This is a genomic window from Microlunatus sp. YIM B11417 (genome assembly GCF_059617205.1).
The window spans coordinates 544029-560096 of record NZ_JCAMPJ010000001.1 but is presented as its reverse complement, the minus strand read 5'-3'; the positions used below and the strand labels follow the sequence as shown (position 1 = coordinate 560096).

The window sequence follows — 16068 nt, the reverse complement described above, 5'->3', positions numbered from 1 at the left end:
TCGATCATGGAGCAGGTGACCGACCGGCCCGATCACCCGTGTGAGCAGGTGGTCGCCGACTGCCGGGTCCGCGCGGCGACCGATCTCTTCCTGCACACCTGGAACCCGGTCGTCCTTGCCGCGCTCCGGCCCCGAGCGCTGCGCCGGGGCACACTGCGGAAGGCGATCGGCGGGATCAGTGACAAGGTCCTCACCGAGACGTTGCACCGGCTCGCCGGCACCGGCCTGGTCGATCGCCGGGCCGGCGGCCCCGGCCGTTCGGTCGAGTACGCACTGACGCCGCTCGGGCGGAGCCTGGTCGACGGTCCGATGCGAGCCCTCGGCCAGTGGGCCGTGGAGCACGGCGAGGAACTGCTCGACGCCCAGGAGCAGGCCGCCTCCTGACGGGAACAAACCCGGCCCCACTGTGGTTGGCTGTGCCCGTGACGAGGCGATGACTGCGGAACCGCACGACCAGCTGCGCCTGTCCTCGGCGAGCGGGCGCTGGGTGATGCTGGCGACCGTGCTCGGGTCCAGCGTGGCGATGCTGGACAGCACGGTCGTCAACATCGCGCTGCCCGCGCTCGCGGAGGATCTCGGTGCGGAGATGTCCGGGCTGCAATGGACCGTGAACGCATACACGCTGACCCTGGCCGGGCTGATCCTGCTCGGCGGCGCGCTCGGGGACCGGTTCGGCCGGCGGCGCATCTTCGTGATCGGCGTGATCTGGTTCGCTCTGGCCTCGGCGCTCTGTGCGGCGGCGCCGACGGTCGAGGTACTGATCGCGGCGCGGGCCTTGCAGGGCATCGGCGGTGCGCTGCTGACGCCGGGATCGCTGGCGATCATTCAGGCCTCGTTCGTGCCGTACGACCGGCCGCGGGCGGTCGGGGCCTGGGCCGGGCTGGGCGGCGTCGCGGGCGCGGTCGGGCCGTTCCTGGGTGGCTGGCTGGTCGACGTGGCCGGGTGGCGGTCGGTGTTCCTGATCAATCTGCCGCTGGCCGCGGTGACCGTCGCCGTCGCCGTACGGCATGTGCCGGAGAGCACCGGGGACCGGACCGAGCGGCGGTTCGACGTGCTCGGCGCCGTGCTCGCGGCGGTCTCGCTGACCGGCATCACGTACGCGCTGACCGAACTGCCGGCCGGCCGGATCGACCCGTTGATCATCGCGGCGGCCGTGGTCGGGGTGGGCGCGGCGCTCTGGTTCGTGCTGGTCGAGCGGAGCCGGACCCGGGGCCGCGGGCCGACGCCGATGCTGCCGCTGGACGTGTTCGGCTCGGCACAGTTCACCGCGATCAACCTGGTCACCCTCGTCGTGTACGGCGGACTGTCGCTGCTCACCTTCCTGCTCGTGGTGCACCTGCAGCAGGTCGCGGGCTTCGCGCCGATCGCGGCCGGCGCGGCGCTGCTCCCGGTCACCGTGCTGATGTTGCTGCTGTCGGCCCGGGCCGGTTCGCTGGCCCAGCGGATCGGGCCGCGCTGGATGATGGCGATCGGGATCACCGTCGGCGCCGCCGGCATGCTGCTGCTGACCCGGATCGGGCCGGGCGCGAACTACATCCTCGACGTCCTGCTGCCGGTCACCCTCTTCGGCGTCGGCCTGACCGCCACCGTCGCGCCGCTGACCGCGACCGTGCTGGCCACGGCCGACGTCCGGCACGCCGGTGTCGCCAGCGGCGTCAACAACGCCGTCGCCCGGGCCGCCGGACTGCTCGCCGTCGCCGCCGTGCCGCCGGCCGTGGGGCTGACCGGCAACGCGCTGAACGACCCGGCCGTCTTCGCCGCCGGCTTCCGCTGGGCCATGGTGGTCAGCGCCGCCCTGCTGCTGACCGGCGCGCTGATCTGTGTGATCGCGATTCGCGGCAACGTGCTGCGGCCGGACCCGGAGCCGACCGGACAGCCGTCTCCCGTGCGGGAGGCCGACCTAAGCTGAAGGTCGGAGAACAGGAGCAGCCATGCCCGAGCGGAAGCGTTGGCAGGACCTGAGCCGCGGCCAGCAGGCGTTGATCATCGCGGCCGGGGTCCTCGAGGCGGCGGCCAAACTCGCGGCCCTGGTCGACCTGGCCAGGCGTCCGGCGAACGAGGTGCGCGGCCCGAAGGCCGCCTGGGCCACCGGCATCATCACCGTCAACGGACTCGGTATCGCACCGGCCGCCTACTTCGTCCTCGGTCGCCGCCGGCAACCGGATCAGGACCCGATCGGGACCGTCGACTCCTCCTGAACGCCGAGGTCCCGCGGTGCCCCGTTCGGGCTGGCGGCGAGAGCGACGAGTTCGGCCAACTCGGCGGGCCAGAGCCAGCCGTCCGGCTCGGTGAGATCGGCGGCGGGCCACCAGCGGTGGCCGGCGATGGTCAACTGCTCGTCCTCGGTGTGGCCGGAGATGTCGATCTCGAACGGCGGGACCTTGATCGCGTAGAAGGTCTCGTCCTGGACCAGGATCTGGTCCGAATAGCCGTGTACGGCCCGGCGCACCGCCAGTGGTCCGATCAGGTCCTCGGCCCGGGAGCGATAGCCGGTCTCCTCGGCCAGCTCCCGTACGGCGGCGTCGGTCTCGGTCTCGCCCGGGTCGATGCCGCCGCCAGGGGTGACCCACCAGCTGACGCCGGGACAGCCGGGATCGGTGTCCTGGAAGAGCAGCACCCGATCATGATCATCGATCATGATCACCCGGACCGCCTGCCGCTGCTTGTGCGGCCGTTGCCGCGGATCGACGGCCTGGAACCGGTCCCCGTCGCCGTTGTCGCTCATCTGCCTCCGATCAGTCCTCGGTCGCGGCTTCCTCGGCGCGGACCCACCATTCCGTCTCCAGGATGCTCATGATCACCTCGTCGGCGTACTGCCCGTTGTGGAAGGCGACGTCGCGCCGCCGACCTTCTTCGACGAACCCCGCCCGTCGGTACGCCGCGATCGCGCGGGTGTTGTAGCCCCAGACCCGCAGCTCGATCCGGTGCAGCCCCAGCTCGGCGAACCCGAAGCGCAGCATCAGCCGGCAGGTCTCGGTGCCGAGACCGCTGCCGGTGTGCTCCGGGCCGAGGATGATCACGAACTCGGCGGTACGGCCGTGCGGCGCCGGGATCAGGCCGACCTGGCCGATCAGCGCGTCGTCCTCGATCCGGGCCACCGCGAAGCTCGGGTCGTTCGGCGTGCTGTTCGCCGTCCACTGCCGGAACCGCTCGGTGATCGTGGCCTCCGGCACCGGCCGGGCGACGGCCTGCTGCAGCACCGTCGTCGCCGGATCGTTCCACCACCGGGCCAGCGCCTCGAAGTCCGCTTCCCGTACTTCCCGCAGATAGACCCGCTCCCCGCGCAACAGATTCGTGCCGTACGCGATCGCCGCATCCGTGTCGGTGAGCCGCCGCATGGGCCTCATCCTGCCACGGCCCCGCGCGCCGCCTGGACGGCCGGGGCATTATTGGTTAGGCGCCGGGCCGCCGCGCGAGTACAGTGGCTCGTCCCCCACGAGAAGCATCGGAGATTTCTGCATGCCCGAATCCCATGAGGCACTGGAGCAGGAACGACGACATCTCGGCGAATCCCGCGCGGCGCTGCGCCGGATGCGTGATCATGCGGCGTCCCTCGAGGGCCACGGCGCCGGCGCGGATCGCGTGTCGACCGAGCACCTGAAACAGGTCCTGCACCGGCGGATGAAGTCCCTCGAGGACGATCCGACGGTTCCCTTGTTCTTCGGCCGGCTGGACTACGACGCACGGCTGGGCGCCGACCACGACGAGCGGCTCTACGTCGGCCGGCGGCACGTCACCGGCGAGTCCGGCGGCGACCCGCTGGTGATCGACTGGCGGGCGCCGATGTCGCTGCCGTTCTACCGGGCCAAGCCCGGCGATCCGATGCGGGTACGACTCCGTCGGCGGTTCGGCTTCCAGTCCGGCGAGCTGACCGCCTTCGAGGACGAGGAACTGGCAGAGCAGCAGACGGCCCGGCACTCCGAGATCCTCGAGGCCGAGATCGAACGGCCGCGGACCGGCCCGATGCGCGACATCGTGGCCACCATCCAGCCGGACCAGGACGTGATCGTCCGGGCCGACCTGTCCCACTCGCTCTGCATCCAGGGCGCGCCCGGCACCGGGAAGACCGCGGTCGGGCTGCACCGCGCGGCCTACCTGCTCTACGCCCACCGCGACCAACTGTCCCGGTCCGGTGTGCAGGTGATCGGCCCGAACGACAACTTCCTGTCCTACATCGGCGACGTGCTGCCGGCGCTCGGCGAGATCGACGCGACCCAGGCCACGGTGTCGTCACTGGTCAGTACGGCGACCGGGTTCGCGATCGGCGGCGTCGACCCGGTGCCGGCCGCGTTGATCAAGGGCGACGCCCGGATGGCCGAGGTGATCAAGCGGGCCGTCTGGGGCCACCTGGTCGAGGCGACCGGTCCGCTGGTGGTGCCGCGCGGCGCCCACCAGTGGCGGGTCGCGGCCTACCTGGCCAACGAGATGGTCGACGAGCTGCGCCGACGCGGCGTGCGCTACTCCGCCGGACGGACGATGCTGCCGCAGCGGCTGGCCCACCAGGTGCTGATCAGGATGGAGGCGGCCGGCGACTCGCCGGACGACCGGGTGCAGAACGCGGTGGCCCGGAGCAAGCCGGTCAAGGCCTACGCGGACGAGCTGTGGCCGGCCGTCGACCCGGCGAAGTTGATCTTGCGCCTGCTGACCGACGCCGAGTTCCTGGCCGAGGCCGCGGACGGCGTGCTGGACGGCGACGAGCAGCAGTTGATCTTGATGGCGAAGCCGGCCCGGACCCCGAAGAGCGCGAAGTGGACGCTGGCCGACCTGGCTCTGATCGACGAGGCCGCCGATCAGCTGAACCGGACGCCGAGCCTCGGCCACGTGATCATCGACGAGGCGCAGGACCTGTCCGCGATGCAGTTGCGGGCGATCGGCCGCCGGGCCACCACCGGTTCGGTGACCGTACTCGGTGATCTTGCGCAGGCGACCACGCCGTGGGCGACGCGGTCCTGGCAGGAGTCACTGACCCATCTGGGTCACCCGGAGGCCGAGATCTCCGAACTGGTGGAGGGATTCCGGGTGCCCGGCTCGGTGATCGAGTTCGCCGCCCGGCTGCTGCCGCGGATCGCGCCGGCCCTCACCCCGCCGCGCTCGGTGCGCCGCAGCCGGGGCGACCTGGAACTGTTGCAGACCGACGATCCGGACGGCACGGTGATCAAGTCCGTGGCTGCCGCGGCCGCCCGGGAGGGCACGGTCGGCGTGATCGTCCCGGACCCGGCGGTCCCCCGGCTGCGCGACCTGCTGGAGCAGGCCGGGATCCGCTACGACCTGCTCGGGGACGTCCCGCCCGATTTCGAGACCCGGGTCGACCTGGTCCCGGCCACGGTCGCGAAGGGCCTGGAGTTCGACCATGTGGTGGTCTTCGAGCCGGCCGGGATCGTCGCCGCCGAACCGGACCGGGTGACCGGCCTGCGCCGGCTCTACGTCTGCCTCACCCGAGCGGTCACCTCGCTGGCCGTCGTCCACACCGAACCGCTCCCCGCCGAACTCCAGGAAGAAGCCGGCGCCGAGGGCCGGTGACGTCAGCGAGCCGGCAAGGTGGCCCGGTGGTGGGCCCGGACCGCGTCCGCGATCCGCTCGGGATACTCCGCACCGACGCGTTCGGCGGCGGCCCGTCCGGCCGTCGCCATCGCCTCGCAGACCGCCAGATCGGCCTTGATCAACAGATCCCGCTCGGGTGCCACGGCGGGCAGGCCGAGCAGGACGGCCGACTGGTCGGGCTGCAGCCGCGCCGCGACCTGCTTGATCCCCATCGGTGGCAACGGCTGGTTGACCTCGACGAAGAGCTCGTACAGCATGGTGCCGGAGGCCTGCACACCGGACTGCGCGCAGAGCAGGTCCTTCCGGTCGTTGATCATGGCCGGGAAGATCGACTGGATCCGCCAGAACTCCTCGATCAGCAGATTGATCTTGGTCAGGTCGGGACCAGGGCCCGGCTCGGCCGCGGGCAGCGTCGCGTGCAGCCCGTCCCGGTCGATCACCGGCACCCGGGTCCGGTGCCCCGACGTCGCGACCCGGCTGACCGGCTCGATCACCGCGTCGATCCGGCAGATGTCCTCGGCCAGCGCGTAGAACACCAGCTTCGAGTTCGGGATCGCCTTCGCGACCAGGGTCGGCGTGATCCGGGCCAGCCAGTCCCGCCACTCCTCGACGAACGCATCGAACTCCGCGTCGGTGATCGCCAGCACCAGATCGAGATCGGAACCGGCGTCGGCGGTGCCGCGGGCCAGCGAGCCGGACAGCCAGAGGCCACGAATCCGCTCGTCGGGTTCGGTGATCTCGAGAATCCTGGCGAAGTGCCGGTGGTACGGCTCCGGCAACGGGCGCAGAGCCTCCTGGGGGTCCATGATCAACTCCACCTTCCGCGTGAGCGTACGTCCTCGGTCGACCGCGGGCGGCCGGGATTCGGCTCCCGACCACCTCGATCGTCACACGATCGAACGGGCGAGAGCTAGCGATTGTGATCACATTCACAAAGTCGAGTCACGAGATCCGCCGCGGAACGCCGACGATTCGCTGCGCGGTCAGCCGCCGGACGGACCCGGCAGTTCGGTGATGGTGCGCGGTGTGGAGCCCTGTCGCGGTCGGCGCTCGGCGGGTGATCGATCTTCCGGCCGTGCCGCAAGGGCACGAACGCGACGCTCGCTGGCCCGAGCTCCGCGACGGTTCACCGCCGCGGCCTCGCGGCCCAGTCCCAGGCTCAATGGTCGGGTCCCGCCGCAGGGCTTGTCGGCCGCGCCCGCGGCTATGGTCGGCGGCCCTCTGCGCGGGCCAAGGCCAGCGGCCGCTCCACCGACCCCGACTCCGCGCACCGAGGCCAGGCGACGGACCTGCCCGGCCCAAGCCAGCGGCTGCGGCCCGGGTGGATGTCACGATTTCTCTTGGTGTGACCCGCAACTCGGCGGTACAACGTTGCACCGTCCGGTCAGAAGAGAAATCGCGACAGGGCGTCAGGCCAGGGTGAGCGCTGCCCGGTCCGGGCCGGCGGTCAGGGTGACCTCGGCGCCGAGCGGCAGGGTCAGGTTGCGGGCCGCGTGGCCGGCCTCCACACCGGTGATCACCGGAACGCCGAGACCGCCCAACCGGTCGGCGAAGACCTGCAGCAGTTGGGCCTCGTTGTCGGTCTCGGTGAACTGGCCGATCACGACGCCGGTGATCTCGGCGAGCCAGCCGGAGCGGGCCAGGTGGGTGAGCATCCGGTCCACCCGGTAGCCCTCCTCGTCGACGTCCTCGAGGAAGAGGATGCTCGGCCGGTCGGGGACCGGGTCGACGCCGATCCCGCTGGCGACCAGGGACAGGTTGCCGCCGATCAGCCGGCCGCGGCCGGTGCCGGGCACCAGCGTCGTGCCGCTGCCGAGCTCGGCGCCGGCCTCCGGGCGTTCGAAGATCATCCGGCGCAGTTGGTCCACCGACGGCTGGTCGTCCAGCTGGGCGACGGCTGCCGCGACGGCCGGCGAGTGCAGCGTGATCTGGTCGAGCTCCCGGCCGATCCGGGCGTGCAGCGCGGTGATGTCGGAGAAGCCGAGGAAGTGCTTCGGCCCGGCGGCGCGCAGCGCGTCGAAGTCGATCAGGTCGATCATCCGCTGCGTCCCGTACCCGCCGCGACCGGCCCAGACGGCGGCCACCTCCGGGTCGCTCCAGGCGGCGGTCAGCTCCTCGGCCCGTTCCTTGTCGCCGGCCGACAGGTAGCTGAGTTGATCATGGACGGTCGCGGTGTTCGGGCCGAGCCGGGGTTCCAGGTCCCAGGCCCGCAGCAGGTCAACCCCGCGCTGCAGCCGCTCGGCCCGCAGCGGCCCGGCCGGGGCGATCACGGCGACGACCGAGCCCGGTCGCAGCGGCTCGGGCCAACGGCGCCCGGCGGGCGACACCTCGAACATTGACGTTCCCTTCCGCCGGCGCAGGCCGGATTGCTGGAGCAGTTCCACGATCCGCCGGGTGCTGACCGGCTCGGCGCCGGCCTCGATCACCGAGGGATAGCGCTCGGCGATCACGTCGTAGTGATCACGCTCGAACGCCTGCCGCGGAAGGCCGACCCGTTCCGCGAAGGCGTGCAGTTCCTCGAACGACTCGTCGCTGATCAGGTGCGACCAGAGCCGTCCGTGGCCGGGCCATTCGGGCGGGTCGACGTAGATCATGATCGCTGCGGTGCCCGGCTGGTCGCGTCGTCGACCAGGGTGCGCCAGGTGGCGACCAGTTCTGGGTCGATGTAGGCCTTCCAGGAGCCGGTCGGCCGCACCGACGAGCCGACGTGGAACGCGGTCACCCCGGCCCGGGCCAGCCACGGCACGTGCTCGGCCTGCAGCCCGCCGCCGGCCATGATCAACTTCCGGGCGAACGGGTCCTGGCCGGCCCGCGCGACCAACTCGTCGAGCCCCTCGGCCACCGTCCGGGCCGAACCGGCGGTCAGCACCTGGTCCAGTCGGGGCAGCTCGCGCAGGGCCCGCCAGGCCCGGTCGGTCCAGATGCAGGAGTCGATCGCCCGGTGGAACGTCCAGCCGAAGTCGATCTCGCCCAGCACCTCCCGCATCACCGGCAGGTCGACGTCGGTGTCGGCGTTCAGGAAGCCGACCACGACGCCGTCCGCACCAAGATCACGATAGGTCCGGAGCAACTCCTTGAGCCGTACGATCTCGGCGGCGTCGGTGGCGAACCCGCCGCGCAGCCGCAGCATCACCCGCACCGGCAGCGTGGTCGCCCGGAGCACCTGGCCGACCAGCGCCGGCTCCGGCGACAGCCCGTCGTCATCCATCGTGCCGACCAGCTCGATCCGGTCGGCCCCGCCGTCGGTGGCCCGCTTCGCGTCCGCGACGTGCAGCGCGATCACCTCGAGCAGACCGCTCACTCCGCGGCCCCGTCCAGGTCGGCGATCCGGGCCAGTGACGGCCCGGTCTTCTGCTGCAGTTCGGCGGCCACGGCCTCGGCGCCCGCGAAGCTGCGGACCACGTTGCGGTGCCCGAGCTTGGCCAGGTCCTCCGCGGTCCAGCCCCGGTCGGCGAGCGCCGCCAGCAGGGCCGGGTAGCAGGACACGTCCTCCAGGCCGGTCGGGACCGTCGTGATCCCGTCGAAGTCGCCGCCGAGCCCGATGTGGTCGATGCCGGCCACCTCACGTACGTGCTCGCAATGGGCCACCACGTCGGCGAGGGCGGCATCCGGCATCGGCCCGACTTCCTTGATCAACTCGGCCCGGGCGTCCGGATCGTCGCCGTCGATACCGGCCGTCTCGGCGCGCTGCTGCAGGTCGAGCGACCAGGCCCGGACCTCCGGGCTGACGAACGGCGGCACGAACGTGATCATGCAGGTGCCGCCGTTCTCGGCCAGCCGGGCCAGCACGTCGTCCGGCACGTTCCGCGGATGATCACAGACGGCGCGGGCCGACGAGTGGGAGAAGATCACCGGCGCCGCCGACACATCCAGCGCCGCATGCATCGTCGCCGGTGCCACATGGGACAGGTCGACCAGCATGCCGAGCCGGTTCATCTCGCGGACCACCTCGCGGCCGAACTCGGTCAGCCCGCCCGCCTTCGGCTCGTCCGTGGCCGAGTCGGCCCAGTCGGTGTTGTCGTTGTGGGTCAGCGTCAGGTACCGCACGCCGAGCCGGTACAGACAGCGCAGCACGCCCAGCGAGTTGTCGATCGAGTGACCGCCCTCGGCGCCGAGCAGGCTGCCGATCCTGGTCCCCTCGGTCAGCACCGCATCCAGCTCGGCCGCGCTGGTCACCAGGACCAGGTCGTCGGAGTAACGCTCGATCATGGCGTGCGCCCCGTCGATCTGTTCCAGGGTCGCGGTCACCGCCTCGCCGACCCCCAGGGTGCTCGGCACGTAGACCGACCAGAACTGGCCGCCGACCGCGCCGCGCCGCAACCGCGGCAGATCCGTCTGCAGTTCCGCCTGGTCCAACGCGATGTCGAGCCGGCCGAAGTCGTACGCCCGCTTCCGCATCTCCCAGACCAGGTCGTTGTGTCCGTCCACCACCAAGGTCGCCGGAGTCCCCGCTGTGTTCACGCCTGCCTCACCCTTCTGTCACGTCGCTTCACTGTAACGGGCTGACCGTGGTCCGCCGCTCTCACCGGTACTCATGTCGGAGCAGGCCGTAGATGGCGCCCTCGTGAAAGACGCCGTCGGCCTCCAGCGAGTACGAACGGCGCAGTCCCTCGCGTCGGAACCCGAACCGCTCCAGCAGCCGTACCGACTCGTGGTTGTCCGCGATGGTCTGTGCCTCCACCCGGTTCAGGTCCATCCGGTCGAACCCGAACCGGAGCACCAGGGCGAGCGCCTCGGTCGCAATCCCGCGGCCCCAGTGGTCCCGGCGCAGGTCGTAGCCGATGTCGGCGCGACGGTGCCCAGCCGGCGAAGCCGAACAGCCCGATCGGAAGGTCGGTGCCGCGCAGCGTGACCAGCCAGTAGATCGCCCGTCGGGCCGCGTAGTCATGACGCAGGTCGGCGATCAGAGCGGCAGCCTCGGCCACGTCCCGCAACGGCTCGGAGTTGTAGCGCTGGACCACCGGGTCGCTGCGCCAGACGAACAGGTCGTCGGCGTCGCCCGGCTCCGGTGAACGCAGCACCAACCGCTCGCCGGTCAGCGTCGGAAAGGTCGTGAAATCGAAGATCTCGGGCACTGCCCTCAGCCTAGAGAGCTTGGTCAGGTCGCGCGCCAGGTGACCGGAAGTTCCTCCAGTTTCAGGAACGAGTACTCGCTGACCCGCAGGTCGTCCGGTGCCACGGCAAGGCGGAGGCCGGGCAGCCGGGCGGTCAGCTGCTCCAGCACCACGGCCAGTTCCAGCCGGGCCAGTGACTGGCCCAGGCAATGGTGGATCCCGTGCCCGAACGCGACGTGGTGCCGGGTGCCGCGGCGGATGTCGAATCGGTCCGGGTCGGCGAACACGTCCGGGTCCCGGTTCGCCCCGGCGCTGACCGGGATCAGCCCGTCGCCGGCCTCGATCCGGGTGCCGCCGAGCTGGAACGGCTCGACGGCCAGCCGGGTCGGCGAGATGTGGAAGATGCTGACGTACCGGAGCAGTTCCTCGACCGCGGCCGGCACCAGCGCCGGGTCCATGATCAACTCCTGCCACTGGTCCGGGTGCCGGAGCAGCGTGACCAGGCCGAGACTGATCATGTTCGACGTCGTCTCGTGGCCGGCGGTGATCACCAACCGGAGCGCGTGCAGCAGTTCCTCCGGGGTCAGCACCTCGGCCGCGTCGCCGTGCACCAGTTCGGACACCAGGTCGTCACCGGGATCGCTGCGCTTGCGCTCGATCAGCCGGGCGGTCAGTTCGAGCATCCCGCCGGTGGCGTTCCGGACCTCCTCCGGGGCTGTGCCGAGCAGGTTCCGCTTGCCGTCCAGTTCTTGGAAGATCCCGCGCTCGTCCAGCGGAAGTCCGAGGAAGTGGCAGATGGTGCGGGCCGGTACCTCCGCGGCGAACGCCGGTACGAAGTCGACCGGCGGCCCGGCAGCCAGCAGGTCGTCGATGAGGGTGTCCACGATGCCGCGGACGACCGGGCGCATCGCCTGGATCCGGCGGACCGCGAAGTAGCGGGTGAACACCCGCCGGATCCGGGCATGATCGGGACCGTCGAACGTGACGAAGGACGGGTCGGCCCGCTCCAGCGCCTCCCGGCTCGCACTGGAGAACGGGAACGCCTCGCGCCGCCGGTCCGCGCTCACGGCCGGGTGGGACAACACCTCCCGGACCTCGTCGTAGCCGACCACCAGCCAGGCGGTCCGGCCGTCGTAGAGCCTGACCTTCCGTACCTTCTCCGCAGCGCTGTACTCGGCCGGCGGGTCGAAGGCGGACCGGCGGGCCAGCGGGAACGACGGCAGCGTCTCGTTCATGATCAACTCTCCTCGGCCGTGGCGGCGGAGACCGCGAGCCGGGCCATGTCGTGGCGTGAGGCATCGGAATACCAGGCGACGTGCGGGGTGACGATCACCGCCGGGTGATCGATCAATTTGCGCGGCGGCTCGGGTTCGGCGTCGGCGACGTCGAGCCCGGCGCCGGTCACCCGACCCTCGGCCAGTGCGTCCAGCAGCGCCGCCGAATCGATCAGACCGCCGCGGGCCGTGTTGATGATCACCGGCCGGCGCTCCATCCCGGCGAAGGCGGCCGGGTCGAGCAACCGGCGGGTCTCGGCGGTCAGCGGTGCGTGCAGCGTGATCACGTCGCTGGTCGCCAGCAGCTCCGGCAGGTCAACCCGGATCCGTTGCGGCACAGGAGATTCGACGTACGGATCCGTGTAGACGACCCGCATCCCGAAGGCCTCGGCGCGTTGCGCGACGGCACTCCCGATGGCGCCGAGCCCGATCACCCCGAGCGTGGAGCCGCGCAGTCGGCGTACACCCGAACAATCGGTGGTCCGCCAGTCCGTGCCGGCCTGCCCGACGAAGTACGGCAGCCGGCGCACGGTGGCCAACAGCAGCAACAGGGCATGATCTGCGACCTCCTCGGTCCCGTACCCGGGCGTGTTGATCACCCGGATCCCCCGCCGCGCTGCATGATCGAGATCGATCAGGTCCAGCCCGATCCCGGCCCGGACCAATCGCCTCAGGTCCGGGCAACGGTCCAACCGATCGGCCCCGAACCGGTGCCCGCCGATGATCATCGCGTCCACGGGGTGCGGGCCCGGGTCGTCGATCTCGACGGCCGTCCAGGACCGCCCGGACCGCTCCAGCTCGCCGGCGAGCGAGGGCAGCGCGTCGAGCAGATCGGCCAGCACACCGAGCCGCCCCATGATCGTCCTTCCGCGTGGAACACGGTTCCACGCCGAAATATCTCAACGGAGGTGTTCCATGTCAACGCATCAGTCCGCGGAGCCCACCCAGCGCACCGACCGGCCGATGTCCCCACCACCGGAACCCAACCCAGCCCACGACTGACCGGCCTCACCCAGGACCCGGGAGCACGCCCTGTGTGCGGGGTTGTCGACTTCTCTACGCCGGATCCCCTCCACCGCGTGGCTTTGTCGACAACCGCACCCGCCTGGAAAGCTCGTCGGGGTCAGTCGGCGGAGAGTTCGGCGTCCTCGAGCGGGAGCAGTTTCTCGACGAGGTCGACGACGTCGGCGATCGAGTCGACCACCCGGGTCGGCCGGTACGGGAAGCGGTCCACCTGTTCCGGCCGGGTCGAGCCGGTCAGCACCAGCACGGTGCGCAGCCCGGCCTCGATCCCGGCGATCACGTCGGTGTCCATCCGGTCGCCGATCATCACCGTCGACTCGGAGTGTGCCTCGATCCGGTTCAGCGCGGAGCGCATCATCAGCGGGTTCGGCTTGCCGACGTAGTACGGCTCGACGCCGGTGGCCCGTGTGATCAGGGCGGCGACCGAACCGGTGGCGGGCAGCGAGCCCTCCCGGGACGGGCCGGTCGCGTCCGGATTGGTGGCGATGAACCGAGCTCCCCGCTCGATCAGCCGGATCGCCTTGGTGATCGCCTCGAACGAGTAGGTCCGGGTCTCGCCGAGCACCACGTAGTCGGGCTCCTGCTCGGTCTGGACGAAGCCCGCGTTGTGCAGGGCCGTGGTCAGGCCGGCCTCGCCGATCACGTACGCCGAGCCGCCCGGGCTCTGCTCGGCCAGGAACTGGGCGGTGGCCAGGGCGGAGGTCCAGATGTTGTCCTCCGGCAGGTCGATCCCGCCGGCCAGCAGCCGGGCCCGCAGGTCGCGCGGGGTGAAGATGGAGTTGTTGGTCAGCACCAGGAAGCGGCGCTCGTAGTGTCGCAGCGCGGCGATGAACTCGCTCGCCCCCGGGATGGCGCGCTGCTCGTGGACCAGCACCCCATCCATGTCGGTGAGCCAGCAGGCGACCGAAGCGGCGTTCTCCATGGCGCCCACCGTAACGTCACGGCCGGGACAGCCGGGCTCGCCGCCCGGACGGTGAAGTTGCCGGTTTCACCGAAGGACCGGGACGCCCGTGGTTCACTCGGAAGGGTCGACCGTGAGGTCACGAGGGAGCGGGGGCGCGATGACCAGCGACGCCGGAGCGCCGATGCGGACCGGAAGGAGCAGCCCGGTCGCGCGCGTGGCCTGGGTCGTCCTGGTGGTGCTCACGGCCGGGTACGCGATCAACCACGTCGCCGGCATCGCCGGCTTCTCCGACAACGACACCGACCGGCTGATGTTCGCCGTGTTCGCCGGGCTGAACGCCTACACGCTGATCATCCTGCTGCTGCCGTACCGCCGACGCCGGTTCTGGGCCTGGTCGGCCACCTGGGTCAGCGTGGCGGTGTTCGCGATCTGCCCGCTCTGGGTCGAGCCGCCGATCGGCCTGTTCTACCTCGGCACCGCCGTGGTGCTGGCGATCGCCCAACTCGCCACCCTGCCCGACTTCACCCGGGCAGGGAAAAGGGGCGGCGCCCCGGACCGCTGAGAAGTCCGGGCCACCGCCCCTTTCCTTTGTCCTACAGGCGCGGACTCAGAAGTCCATGCCGCCCATGCCACCCGACGGGTCGCCGGCCGGGGCCGCGGCGGGCTTCTCCGGCTTGTCGGCGATGACCGCTTCGGTGGTCAGGAACAGGGCCGCGATCGACGCCGCGTTCTGCAGCGCGGACCGGGTCACCTTGGCCGGGTCGGGGACACCGGCGGCGAGCAGGTCCTCGTACTCGCCGGTGGCCGCGTTCAGGCCGTGGCCGGCCGGGAGCCCGGCGACCTTCTCCGCCACGACGCCGCCCTCGAGGCCGGCGTTGATGGCGATCTGCTTCAGCGGAGCGGCGGCCGCGGCGAAGACGCTGGCCGCGCCGATCGCCTCGTCACCCTCGAGGTTCACCGACGCGGACTTGGCGGCCTGCAGCAGGGCGACGCCGCCACCGGCGACGATGCCCTCCTCGACGGCAGCCTTCGCGTTGCGCACGGCGTCCTCGATGCGGTGCTTGCGCTCCTTGAGCTCGACCTCGGTGGCCGCGCCGACCTTGATCACCGCAACGCCGCCGGCCAGCTTGGCCAGCCGCTCCTGCAGCTTCTCACGGTCGTAGTCGGAGTCCGAGTTCTCGATCTCGGCACGGATCTGGGCGACCCGGCCGGCGATCTGCTCGCTCTCGCCGGCGCCCTCGATGATCGTGGTCTCGTCCTTGGTGATGACGACCTGGCGGGCCCGGCCGAGCAGGTCGAGATCGACCGCGTCGAGCTTGAGGCCGACCTCTTCGCTGACGACCTGGCCACCGGTCAGGATGGCGATGTCGGTCAGCATGGCCTTGCGGCGGTCGCCGAAGCCCGGGGCCTTGACGGCAGCGGACTTGAAGACGCCACGGATCTTGTTGACGATCAGGGCGGCCAGGGCCTCACCCTCGACGTCCTCCGCGATCACCAGGAGCGGCTTGCCGGACTGCATGACCTTCTCGAGCAGCGGCAGCAGGTCCTTCAGGTTGGAGATCTTGGAGTTGACGATCAGGACGTACGGATCCTCCAGGGTGGTCTCCATCCGCTCCGTGTCGGTCACGAAGTAGCCGGAGATGTAGCCCTTGTCGAACCGCATGCCCTCGGTCAGCTCGAGCTCCAGGCCGAAGGTGTTGGACTCGTCGACGGTGATGACACCTTCCTTGCCGACCTTGTCCATCGCCTCGGCGATGATCTCGCCGACCGAAGCGTCGCCCGCGGAGACGGACGCGGTGGCCGCGATCTGCTCCTTGGTCTCGACCGGCTTGGCGACCTTCGCCAGCTCACCGATGATCGCCTCGACGGCCGCCTCGATGCCGCGCTTCAGCGCGATCGGGTTGGCGCCGGCGGCCACGTTGCGGAGGCCCTCGCGAACCAGCGCCTGGGCCAGCACGGTGGCGGTGGTGGTGCCGTCACCCGCGACGTCGTCGGTCTTCTTGGCGACCTCCTTGACCAGCTCGGCACCGATCTTCTCGTACGGGTCCTCGAGCTCGATCTCCTTGGCGATGCTCACACCATCGTTGGTGATGGTGGGCGCGCCCCACTTCTTCTCGAGCACGACGTTGCGTCCCTTGGGACCAAGGGTCACCTTGACGGCGTCGGCGAGGGTGTTCATTCCCCGCTCGAGGCCCCGTCGCGCCTCGGTGTTGAATTGAATGAGTTTGGGCATAGTTCTCCGCGAGTCCTCCCGCGTTGCTGGCGGTGGATC

16 protein-coding genes and 1 pseudogene are annotated in these 16068 nt (G+C 70.9%); 5 read left to right on the top strand and 12 right to left on the bottom strand.

Going from position 1 to position 16068, the window contains the following annotated elements:
* Positions 1-6 precede the first annotated feature (6 nt).
* The 3 genes from AC6CCG_RS02715 to AC6CCG_RS02705 are packed head-to-tail and all read left to right on the top strand — an operon-like array spanning position 7 to position 2198.
* Positions 7-384, top strand: a complete 378-nt coding sequence (locus tag AC6CCG_RS02715) for a winged helix-turn-helix transcriptional regulator (RefSeq protein ID WP_496652908.1) — start codon at positions 7-9, stop codon at positions 382-384.
* A 49-nt stretch (positions 385-433) separates the two neighbouring features.
* Positions 434-1909: an MFS transporter gene (locus tag AC6CCG_RS02710; RefSeq protein WP_496652907.1), complete on the top strand. Its 1476-nt coding sequence runs from the start codon at positions 434-436 to the stop codon at positions 1907-1909.
* Between the two features lie 22 nt (positions 1910-1931).
* Entirely contained in the window at positions 1932-2198 is a 267-nt protein-coding gene (locus AC6CCG_RS02705; protein ID WP_496652906.1) for a hypothetical protein, read from the top strand.
* On the opposite strand, the gene AC6CCG_RS02700 is transcribed toward AC6CCG_RS02705, so the two are convergent.
* Together AC6CCG_RS02700 and AC6CCG_RS02695 are read right to left on the bottom strand one after the other, a co-directional pair.
* On the bottom strand, positions 2165-2725 hold the full coding sequence (locus AC6CCG_RS02700) for an NUDIX hydrolase (protein ID WP_496652905.1): 561 nt from the start codon (positions 2723-2725) through the stop codon (positions 2165-2167). The genes AC6CCG_RS02705 and AC6CCG_RS02700 overlap by 34 nt on opposite strands.
* Before the next feature lie 10 nt (positions 2726-2735).
* Positions 2736-3338, bottom strand: a complete 603-nt coding sequence (locus AC6CCG_RS02695; RefSeq protein ID WP_496652904.1) for a GNAT family N-acetyltransferase — start codon at positions 3336-3338, stop codon at positions 2736-2738.
* Positions 3339-3459: 121 nt separating this feature from the next.
* Here AC6CCG_RS02695 and AC6CCG_RS02690 point away from each other — a divergent pair, with 121 nt between their 5' ends.
* On the top strand, positions 3460-5520 hold the full coding sequence (locus tag AC6CCG_RS02690) for a HelD family protein (RefSeq protein WP_496652903.1): 2061 nt from the start codon (positions 3460-3462) through the stop codon (positions 5518-5520).
* 2 nt (positions 5521-5522) lie between these two features.
* Here AC6CCG_RS02690 and AC6CCG_RS02685 read toward each other — a convergent pair whose 3' ends face one another.
* From AC6CCG_RS02685 to AC6CCG_RS02645, 9 genes and pseudogenes are all read right to left on the bottom strand, one after another.
* A complete protein-coding gene (locus tag AC6CCG_RS02685) occupies positions 5523-6347 on the bottom strand; it encodes an aminoglycoside 6-adenylyltransferase (protein ID WP_496652902.1) in 825 nt (274 codons plus the stop codon).
* A gap of 603 nt (positions 6348-6950) precedes the next feature.
* The gene (locus AC6CCG_RS02680) at positions 6951-8135 is read right to left on the bottom strand and encodes a DUF4031 domain-containing protein (protein WP_496652901.1); all 1185 of its coding nucleotides are present in this window, start codon (positions 8133-8135) and stop codon (positions 6951-6953) included.
* Positions 8132-8842, bottom strand: a complete 711-nt coding sequence (locus AC6CCG_RS02675; protein WP_496652900.1) for a copper homeostasis protein CutC — start codon at positions 8840-8842, stop codon at positions 8132-8134. The genes AC6CCG_RS02680 and AC6CCG_RS02675 overlap by 4 nt, the downstream gene beginning before the upstream one ends.
* Positions 8839-10002: a dipeptidase gene (locus tag AC6CCG_RS02670; protein ID WP_496652899.1), complete on the bottom strand. Its 1164-nt coding sequence runs from the start codon at positions 10000-10002 to the stop codon at positions 8839-8841. The genes AC6CCG_RS02675 and AC6CCG_RS02670 overlap by 4 nt, the downstream gene beginning before the upstream one ends.
* Before the next feature lie 61 nt (positions 10003-10063).
* Positions 10064-10429 carry a GNAT family N-acetyltransferase gene (locus AC6CCG_RS02665; protein WP_496652898.1) on the bottom strand — a complete coding sequence of 122 codons (366 nt, stop codon included), beginning with the start codon at positions 10427-10429 and terminating at the stop codon, positions 10064-10066.
* A gap of 34 nt (positions 10430-10463) precedes the next feature.
* Positions 10464-10562, bottom strand: a pseudogene (locus AC6CCG_RS02660) (GNAT family N-acetyltransferase); the annotation flags it as partial.
* Positions 10563-10639: 77 nt separating this feature from the next.
* Positions 10640-11830: a cytochrome P450 gene (locus AC6CCG_RS02655; RefSeq protein WP_496652897.1), complete on the bottom strand. Its 1191-nt coding sequence runs from the start codon at positions 11828-11830 to the stop codon at positions 10640-10642.
* Positions 11831-11832: 2 nt separating this feature from the next.
* Positions 11833-12726 (bottom strand): NAD(P)-dependent oxidoreductase, encoded by an 894-nt coding sequence (locus AC6CCG_RS02650; RefSeq protein ID WP_496652896.1) that lies wholly within the window; start codon positions 12724-12726, stop codon positions 11833-11835.
* 266 nt (positions 12727-12992) lie between these two features.
* A complete protein-coding gene (locus AC6CCG_RS02645; RefSeq protein WP_496652895.1) occupies positions 12993-13814 on the bottom strand; it encodes an HAD-IIA family hydrolase in 822 nt (273 codons plus the stop codon).
* A 139-nt stretch (positions 13815-13953) separates the two neighbouring features.
* On the opposite strand from AC6CCG_RS02645, the gene AC6CCG_RS02640 reads away from it, so the two are divergent.
* Positions 13954-14358, top strand: coding sequence for a hypothetical protein (locus AC6CCG_RS02640; RefSeq protein ID WP_496652894.1), 405 nt, complete (start codon positions 13954-13956; stop codon positions 14356-14358).
* A gap of 45 nt (positions 14359-14403) precedes the next feature.
* Here the strand turns inward: AC6CCG_RS02640 and groL are convergent, their stop codons facing one another.
* The gene (gene groL / locus AC6CCG_RS02635; RefSeq protein WP_496652893.1) at positions 14404-16029 is read right to left on the bottom strand and encodes a chaperonin GroEL; all 1626 of its coding nucleotides are present in this window, start codon (positions 16027-16029) and stop codon (positions 14404-14406) included.
* Positions 16030-16068 lie beyond the last annotated feature (39 nt).